The sequence below is a fragment of the Maribacter polysiphoniae genome (assembly GCF_003148665.1).
Lineage (GTDB): Bacteria > Bacteroidota > Bacteroidia > Flavobacteriales > Flavobacteriaceae > Maribacter_A > Maribacter_A polysiphoniae.
This window is the reverse complement of sequence record NZ_QGGQ01000030.1, coordinates 1-2,938: the sequence shown is the minus strand read 5'-3', so window position 1 is coordinate 2,938 and position 2,938 is coordinate 1. Positions and strand designations below refer to the sequence as shown.

Annotated in this window: 2 protein-coding genes and 1 pseudogene; all 3 read left to right on the top strand. The window is 45.5% G+C overall.

Annotated features, from left to right (window positions below; translation table 11 throughout):
• Nucleotides 1–633: bZIP transcription factor (locus tag LX92_RS22585; protein WP_244915959.1), on the top strand; the 633-nt coding region annotated here is incomplete at its 5' end.
• 1 nt (nt 634) lies between these two features.
• Nucleotides 635–1,786, top strand: a complete 1,152-nt coding sequence (locus tag LX92_RS22255; protein WP_109655267.1) for a gliding motility-associated C-terminal domain-containing protein — start codon at nt 635–637, stop codon at nt 1,784–1,786.
• A gap of 388 nt (nt 1,787–2,174) precedes the next feature.
• A pseudogene (locus LX92_RS22250) lies at nt 2,175–2,938 on the top strand (hypothetical protein); the annotation flags it as partial.

Below are 2,938 nucleotides of genomic sequence, written 5' to 3'. Positions count from 1 at the left end.
ACATCCGAGGCACTCGACCTTGACATGGACGCAGGTAACGAGATCCAAGTGCTCTCGATCTCAGGAAACGATATCGCTCTCTCAAACGGCGGGGGTTCGGTAACACTACCTTTAGGGCCAGTAACCACTACCGAAATAACAAACCTTACTATTATTAATGAAGACATTAGCGCCACAGCCGCAATAGATGGCTCTAAAATAAACCCTGTTTTTACATCAAATGTTAGTACTACTGGAAACTTACAAGTTGATGGAAATGTCAATGTAACTGGCTCTCATTCACCAGTACCCGACTACGTCTTCCAAAAATATTTTACCAATTATTCCAGCCTTGATCCAGAGTATCAATTTAACGACTTACAGTCCGTTGAGAAGTTTATTAAAACCAATTACCATCTTCCAGGTGTACAATCAGCCGCAGAAATTAGAAAGCAAGGTTTTTGGAATCTAGGTAAGGCTTCTAAAATCAACCTCGAAAAAATCGAGGAGCTATTCCTGCATACCATTGCACAGGAAAAGAAAATCGATCAATTGCAAAACGAGAACAAGGCCTTAAACCAAGAGTTGGAAACGCTGAAAAGCGATATCGCCCTTATTAAACAATTGTTGTTGACCAAAGAAGAAAACCACTAACATGAAAAACCTTTGCTACCTATCGTTTTTCCTGTTCGGGGTGTTGGGCCATGCCCAGACCGCCCTGTACAACAGTGGCAACATCCGGATCCACGACCAAGGGCAACTCGGCTTTCATACCGATCTGATCAACGATGCCGCCTTTGACGAGAATGTGGGCCTGGCCGGTTTTTACGGCAATGACCAAATCTATGTTTCGGGGGCCTTTGCGCCTACCTTTTACGATATGGAGATTGCCAATCCTACGGGGGTCCTGTTGCAAACGGGGATCAACAACCTGAACAACACCAATTTTATCGTCGGGGATTTCCTCACTTTTAAAAACCAAACAGACGTTTCCTATACCTTTTTACAGAACGCCTTTTATGTGGGCGATAGCGATATTTCGCAGGTAGATGGGTATGCTGGGGTTACGGGGCAAAGTTCTTTTACCTTTCCCGTGGGTGATGGGGTGCAATTGCGGCCATTGATCCTAAGGTCGGAAAGCGAAAACCCCTTGACCAAATGCGCCTACTTTTTCGAGAATCCGGGGAGCCCCACCTCGATCAGCGATAGTTTTGACCCTACCCTATCATCGCGGGAATTGGGCGGTGTAACCGGTGTGGAATTCTGGCGGTTGCAAGGGAGCGTGCCTTCGACCATACAGATCAGTTGGAACGAACGTAGCAATATTCCCTTCCTTACCGATGACGTGAACACGATTATGGTGGTCGGTTGGAGCAAGGCGGAAAAACAATGGGTGCCCTTGGGCCCTACGGGAGCCGTGGGGGACCTTTCCACGGGTTATGCTTCCTCGGAAAGTTTTATTCCCGATGATTATGAGGCCATTACCTTTGGAACCTTGGATGTACCCGAGGATTTCCTCGATCTGGAGAATTATATCGTTTCCGCGAATGGCGATGGCATCAATGATATCCTGATGATTCCCGAACTGTTGGAACTTTCCCCCAACAACCACCTGAAGATCTATAACCGTTTTGGATCTTTGGTCTTTGAACAGGAAAATTACACCGATCAGTTTAAGGGCTACTCCAACGTCAGTAATTTTGTCATTGACCGCGAACAAGGCCTTCCGGCAGATGTCTATTTCTATATCGTCACCATGGATGATTTGGGATTGGATTTTCAGGGCTTCCTTTATTTGACCCGTTAAATCCGTTTACGAATAACGATATAGTATTCAGTCACTTACAAAAATTCCACACCCTTAATGGGCCCAACCGGACGACCCAAAAACGCCACTTTCCGATTATATTTGGACCACAATCCTTTGTTTGTAGGTAATTTCCTTGCGAAAACGATGTATTTGAATTGTTTTTAGGGAATTATCCTGCGCCATCCATTTAAATATTATAACCATCACTATATCAAGTGTTTACGATATGGTGTTTTGTTTCGACGAATGACCCCTTTCATCGATTAAAACCGAGCATACCTGCCTTTCACAACATATTCCCCGCAGCTGACAACATATATTCCATTTCGGGAGTCCTTAGGATTATTTTTGAACGATTAATAAAGTACCCCAAAACTCCATCGGAATGAATTTTAAGAAAATCACCCTCCTACTACTCCTATTCGGCGCTCAGTTTGCGTTGGGCCAGGTAAAAATAGGGGAAAACCCAAGTGTTATAAATCCGTCCTCCATTGTGGAGCTTGAAAGCACGGACAAGGCTTTGGTATTGACACGGCTCTCTACGGTGCAGATGCAAGGCATTACCCCATTGAACGGGGCCATGGTCTACAACACCGACACCCAGTGCATCCATTATTATGATGGAGCGCAGTGGAACAACCTTTGTAACTCAGGAAGCACCACCGGTACTAGCAGTGCCACAGTGATCGATAATGGTAACGGGACCTTTACGTTCAACAATGGAAGCGGAAGTCCGATTACTTTCTACGGGGCTGAGGAGACCCCTACTACCCTAATCAACAATTTCGACGGAACCTTTACCTATACGAATGAACGCGGAGCGCAAACCACGTTTAGTGCCGGTGGGGGCAATCCGGATCTAACGACGGATGGTACTTCAGGGAATATCGGAATTGATGGGGGAAATACGATTACCTTGAATGTGGACGATGCCGATGCGGACGCAGGAAATGAAATACAGGATTTACAATATATAGGAGGCGTCATTTCCTTGAGCAATGACCCTGATGCAACGGTCGTGGACCTTTCTGGTTTCGATACGGATGCTACGGATGATTTTAGTGGGGACTATAATGATTTGATCAATGCACCTGCGAACTTAGACAATGATGCCACGAACGAATTTAACACAGGGGTTTCCTTTGATGG

Bases quoted from the DNA above. Each gene is read 5' to 3' on its own strand.
- LX92_RS22255 (WP_109655267.1), top strand. From the start codon at position 635: ATGAAAAACCTTTGCTACCTATCGTTTTTCCTGTTCGGGGTGTTGGGC.